6 protein-coding genes and 1 pseudogene are annotated in these 5,113 nt (G+C 69.1%); 4 read left to right on the forward strand and 3 right to left on the reverse strand.

Going from position 1 to position 5,113, the window contains the following annotated elements; genetic code table 11:
- Positions 1–656: pseudogene (locus AWC08_RS00825) on the forward strand (hypothetical protein); the annotation flags it as partial.
- On the opposite strand, the gene AWC08_RS00830 reads toward AWC08_RS00825, so the two are convergent.
- Positions 624–1,034 carry a rhodanese-like domain-containing protein gene (locus AWC08_RS00830; protein WP_069435542.1) on the reverse strand — a complete coding sequence of 137 codons (411 nt, stop codon included), beginning with the start codon at positions 1,032–1,034 and terminating at the stop codon, positions 624–626. The pseudogene AWC08_RS00825 and the gene AWC08_RS00830 sit on opposite strands and share 33 nt — an antisense overlap.
- Positions 1,034–1,591, reverse strand: coding sequence for a cupin domain-containing protein (locus tag AWC08_RS00835; protein ID WP_082986759.1), 558 nt, complete (start codon positions 1,589–1,591; stop codon positions 1,034–1,036). The genes AWC08_RS00830 and AWC08_RS00835 overlap by 1 nt, the downstream gene beginning before the upstream one ends.
- 121 nt (positions 1,592–1,712) lie before the next feature.
- On the opposite strand from AWC08_RS00835, the gene AWC08_RS00840 reads away from it, so the two are divergent.
- Positions 1,713–2,138 (forward strand): lipoprotein LpqV, encoded by a 426-nt coding sequence (locus tag AWC08_RS00840; RefSeq protein ID WP_065137144.1) that lies wholly within the window; start codon positions 1,713–1,715, stop codon positions 2,136–2,138.
- A 91-nt stretch (positions 2,139–2,229) separates the two neighbouring features.
- Entirely contained in the window at positions 2,230–3,273 is a 1,044-nt protein-coding gene (locus tag AWC08_RS00845; RefSeq protein WP_065137145.1) for a patatin-like phospholipase family protein, read from the forward strand.
- 72 nt (positions 3,274–3,345) lie between these two features.
- On the opposite strand, the gene AWC08_RS00850 is transcribed toward AWC08_RS00845, so the two are convergent.
- Positions 3,346–3,714, reverse strand: coding sequence for a hypothetical protein (locus tag AWC08_RS00850; RefSeq protein WP_065137146.1), 369 nt, complete (start codon positions 3,712–3,714; stop codon positions 3,346–3,348).
- A 560-nt stretch (positions 3,715–4,274) separates the two neighbouring features.
- On the opposite strand from AWC08_RS00850, the gene AWC08_RS00855 reads away from it, so the two are divergent.
- Positions 4,275–5,113: PE family protein (locus tag AWC08_RS00855; protein ID WP_142283339.1), on the forward strand; the 839-nt coding region annotated here is incomplete at its 3' end.

A 5,113-nucleotide genomic window follows, 5' to 3' on the forward strand; every position in this document is an offset into this window, starting at 1 on the left:
AATCCGCCCGGGCCGGCCTTGGAGAATGCCCCGGTCCCTGCACCGCCGCTGCCCGACCCGCCCGGCCCACCGAGGCCGCCGCCGCCGAGCAGCCCACCGGCCCCGCCGGCGCCGGAATGTTAGGAGCTGACGGTGCCGGCGGCGCCGGCGGCGCCGGCGGTAATGCCGGGACGCTGTTCGGTAGTGGCGGCGTCGGCGGAAACGGCGGAGCGTCCGGCAAGGGGGTCGGCGGCACCGGGGGTCACGGTGGAAACTCCGGTCTCCTGTTCTCCAGTGCCGGTGCCGGCGGATTTGGAGGCAACAGCGCGGACGGAAAGGGTGGCCTCGGCGGAATTGGCGGCAACGCGGGCTTGCTCGGTTGCGGCGGCGCCGGCGGCGCCGGCGGCCTCACCACCACCGGCACTGGCGGTGCCGGTGGGAACGGCGGTACCGGCGGGCAGTTGCTGGGTATGGGTGGCACCGGTGGCGCCGGAGCGGACGGCAACCCGGCCGCCGGGACCGGCGGCGGCGCCGGCGGCCTCGGTGGCACCACCGTGCTCATTGGCCCAGGCGGCAACGGCGGCAACGGCGGCAACGGCGTGCCGAAGGGCAACCCCGGCCAGGGCGGGCCTGGCGGACAGCTCCTAGGTCAAGACGGGTTCACCGGCCTGGCCTGAACCGGCGTCGGCCAGCACCCCCGCGGCGACCAGCGCGTGGTAACCGCCCACCACGTCCGTCGCGCGGCGCAACCCCAGATCCAGCAGCGCCGCCGCGGCCAGGCTCGACGTGTAGCCCTCCGAACACAGGATCACCCACTCGACGTCGTCGCCGACGGCCTGCGGCAGCCGGGCGTCACTGGTCGGGTCGCAGCGCCATTCCAGGACGTTGCGCTCGATCACCAACGCACCGGGAACCTCGCCCTCGCGGGCCCGCTGCGCAGCCGGCCTGATATCGACCAGCACCGCTCCCCGCCGCACCGCCTCGGGCACCTGCTCGGCAGGCAGCCGGTGATAACGCCCGCGGGCGGCCTGCAGAACCCGGTCGATCCTGCTCATCACGGCCCTTCCGGTTGGTCGGTCAGTTCGGTGCGCTGGCGGCGCAGGGTGTTGCGTTCGGTGACGTCGTAGTAGGACATCGCGGTCAACGGCGGCGAGTAGGCGTGCACACTCAACGTCGGCGCCACGGGCGCCGGAGTTGCGGTGGCTGCGGGCCGCGGCGCCCACACCACGTCGTGCACCCAACCCAGCGGAAACCCCGCCTGGTCACCGGCATCCAGCCGACGTCGGCGCAACTTCGTTCCGTCCCAACGGTATTCGCTGAGCGATCCGGACAGCACGGTCAACGCACCCAGCGAGCCGCCGTGGTCGTGCAATTCGGTGGCGTGCCCTGGGACCCAGCTGATCAGCCAGATGTCGATTTCCTCGTCGCCGTGAATGCGGGTGAACCACCGTTCTGTGTCGGGCACACCGCCCGCGGGCAGCAGGTGGTCGCAGCGCCCGCTCAGCACGTCGTCGGCGGCCTGGTCGGTGACGTGCAGCAGATCGGGCACCCGCAGCCGGGTGGGTCCCGAGTTAGGGACGGCCGAGGTGGGGTATGGACGAGCAAGAGCCATAGCCATGGAAGAACTCCGGAGTGGGAAACGGGTTGGGCAAGCGGCGGCGCGTCAGGGCCGACAACACTCGCAAAATCCGAACCGCTTCATCACGCCGACAGTGTCCCATAGATTGGGACTCGTGCGCGGACACCGACGATGGGCGCCGATACTCGGCGCGCTGGTTTGTGTGCCGGCCTTCGTCGGCTGCTCGCACGGCGGCGAGGGCGGCAGAACCACGTCCTCGTCGGACCGATCCGCAACCGGAACCAGTTCGCTGCCCCCAGGCGCCATCGGGGTGTCCCCCGGCGGTGTCACCACCCGGGTGGACGCGCCCGCGGAGTCGACCGAAGAGGAGTACTTCCAGGCCTGCCACGCAGCGAAAATGTGGATGGATGCGCAGGGCGGTACCGGCGAAGCGCAGGTCGAGCCGTATCTGGCGATGGTGCAGAAGTCCGGCCCGGGCTTTGCGGGCAGTTGGAACAAGCGCTGGGCGGAGCTGGGCCCGGAGCGTCAGGCGGCGGTGATAGTGGCGGCGCAAGCCGCCGGCCGGGGCGAGTGCGGTTGACCGTCCGTGCCAGGGTCCGCTTTGAAATCACGCCTGCACGAAACTGTCATCCGGTTCCCACCGGCAACCTGCCGCCAAGCACAATATGGGGATGTCCGGACCGATCCCCCTTCGCCTTCATGCGACATCTGGACGTCGCGTCGCGCTGGCGCTGGGCAGCGGCGGCGCCCGTGGCTACGCCCACATTGGTGTGATCCAAGAGCTGGAGGACCGGGGTTATGAGATCGTCGGCATCGCCGGCTCGTCGATGGGCGCTTTGGTGGGCGGGGTGCAGGCCGCCGGACGCCTGAACGAGCTCGCGGACTGGGCGAAATCGCTTACCCAACGCACCATCCTCCGGCTGCTCGATCCCTCGCTCACCGCCGCCGGAGTGCTGCGGGCGGAGAAGATCCTGGACGCGGTGCGCGACATCCTGGGACCGGTGACCATCGAGCAGCTGTCGGTTCCCTACACGGCGGTGGCCACCGATCTTTTGGCCGGCAAGTCGGTGTGGTTTCAGCGCGGCCCGGTGGACGAGGCAATCCGCGCGTCGATCGCCATACCCGGTGTGATCGCCCCGCACGAGGTGGGCGGACGCTTGCTGGCCGACGGCGGCATCCTCGACCCGCTGCCGATGGCGCCGGTCGCGGCCGTGAACGCCGACCTCACCATCGCGGTCAGCCTCAACGGCAGCGAACCGGGAGCCACGCGGGACGCCGAGCCGGGCATGACCGCCGAATGGCTGAACAGGATGGTGCGCAGCACCACCGCACTGCTCGACACCAACGCCGCCAAGTCGCTGCTGGACCGGCCGACGGCGCGGGCGGTCCTGAGCCGGTTCGGCGCCACTCCCCCAGACGACTGGTCAGACTCTTCCGACCCGACCGACGACGACGCACCCGAAGTGCCCAGGCTGGGCAGCTTCGAGGTGATGAACCGGACGATCGACATCGCCCAGTCCGCGCTGGCCCGCCACACGCTGGCGGCCTATCCGCCGGACCTGCTCATCGAGGTGCCACGCACCACCTGCCGCAGCCTGGAATTCCACCGCGCGGTCGAGGTGATCGCCGTCGGCCGCGCCTTGGCCACTCGCGCTTTGGACGCATTTGAAAATGCCGGCGTCGAGGACACGCAGGTGCCCGCTATCGAGGGTTGAATCCGTTCCGGTTGAGCAATCACATTTGCCGAAAGAAATAGCGCGACGCGCGCCAAACCACCATCGGTCGAGTTACGCGCGTTTACGCCCCGGCCCCGTGTGGGTGGCCGCCTTGCGCTGCAACTCGGCGACGAGGTCTGACGGGGGCAGTTGCTGCGCCAACCGGTTGAGCGCCAACCGCACCACGGCACTGCGCGTTGCGTCCACCCGTGGCTTCGCGAAACGTGCTGCGGTACGCACTGTTTCGAGGAAAGCGTCGGTTGGCTCGTCGAGGTAGATCGAGACCTTCGTCAGCTCCGTCGGAGCCGCCGGTCGCACCGCCGGCGGCGCTGCAGGCCGGACCGGCGGTTGCGAAATCGGCGCGGGGCGCCCCCGGTAAAACCCCGGCGGAACCGTATTGTGCTGCGTCGAGCCATTTCGCGCGGTCACACCATAAGCCATCGGAGTTTCCTTTCGGGATAGGAGAGAACCAATTACCACAGCGGTGCGGCACTTAAGAGTTATGACGCTGCGACCAGCTAGGTATAACACCCTGCCAATCGGCCTTACAACCAACGAAAACGCCGAAAAGCGTTGATTCCATAGCGATTCAACAATTTTTCAATCCTCGCGGCGCGCGGCTGCCCGCTCGGTGCGGTATCCCGTGGCCCGGACCGGCGGCGGGCGGGGGCCGCCGCAAGGCGCCCCCGCGGCGCGACGCCCGCCCCTCGCGGGTCGACAACGCACAGCCCCGACTGGACCCAAGCCGCCATCGACAAAAATCGACAAAAACGGCTTTTTGCTTACCTTGCGTCAACAGAAGCAGCCATTTGCTCAACCACTTCGACAAAGGCCGCTCTTTGATCAGCACCGCAACAAAAAACAACATTTGCCCACGCCATTCTACAAATGGCAAAATTTGCTCATTTTTCTTGTGTCACACCACCTTTCGCATTAATGTCGGTCCGGCCCAGCGCCCCGCTGGGCTCCATTGCACCGCGCCCTGCGATAGGAGCTGATAGATGTCGTTTGTGTTGATTTCTCCGGAATTCGTAGCGAATGCCGCCGGAGATTTGACGGGAATCGGCTCCGGCATAAATGCGGCCAACGCCGCAGCCGCCTCGTCGACGACACAGGTGTTGGCAGCGGGCGCCGATGAAGTGTCAGCGCAAATCGCGGCGCTGTTCGGTGTACACGGTCAGCAGTATCAGATGCTGAGTGCGCAGGCGGCGGCGTTCCATGAGCAATTCGTGCGAACCCTGTCCGGTGCGGCGGGTTCGTATCTCTCGGCGGAGGCCAGCAGCGCCGAGTCCGTTGTCTTGGACTTGATCAACGCGCCCACGGAGTTGCTTCTCGGCCGTCCGCTGGTCGGCGACGGTGTCAGCGCGACGACACCGGGCGGCAACGGTGGCGACGGCGGACTGCTGTGGGGCAACGGGGGCAACGGCGCCCCCGGCGCGGCCGGCCAGCCCGGTGGCAACGGCGGCAGCGCCGGACTGCTGGGCAGCGGCGGCACCGGAGGGGCCGGCGGGGCCGGTGCTTCCGGTGGATATGGCGGCAGTGGTGGCTGGCTCTACGGCAACGGCGGTACCGGCGGCGCGGGCGGCATCGGAGCCAACGGCGGCGCCGGCGGAGGCGGCACGTTGTTATTCGGTTCGGGCGGCAGCGGAGGAGCCGGCGGCGCTGGGGGCGGCGCCGGCGGTGCCGGAGGGCATGGCGCATTGGTGTTCGGGTCTGGTGGCGCCGGCGGAGTCGGTGGTGGCGGCGGTGGCACCGGCGGCGTCGGCGGACATGCCGGGGGGTTGTTCGGTGACGGCGGGGCGGGTGGCGTGGGGGGCGGCGGCGGAGGTCAGGGCGCTCC

Origin of the sequence: Mycobacterium gordonae, from assembly GCF_002101675.1 — a bacterium.
Lineage (GTDB): Bacteria > Actinomycetota > Actinomycetes > Mycobacteriales > Mycobacteriaceae > Mycobacterium > Mycobacterium gordonae.

Bases quoted from the DNA above. Each gene is read 5' to 3' on its own strand.
- AWC08_RS00830 (WP_069435542.1), bottom strand. From the start codon at position 1,034: ATGAGCAGGATCGACCGGGTTCTGCAGGCCGCCCGCGGGCGTTATCAC.
- AWC08_RS00835 (WP_082986759.1), bottom strand. From the start codon at position 1,591: ATGGCTCTTGCTCGTCCATACCCCACCTCGGCCGTCCCTAACTCGGGA.
- AWC08_RS00845 (WP_065137145.1), top strand. From the start codon at position 2,230: ATGTCCGGACCGATCCCCCTTCGCCTTCATGCGACATCTGGACGTCGC.
- AWC08_RS00850 (WP_065137146.1), bottom strand. From the start codon at position 3,714: ATGGCTTATGGTGTGACCGCGCGAAATGGCTCGACGCAGCACAATACG.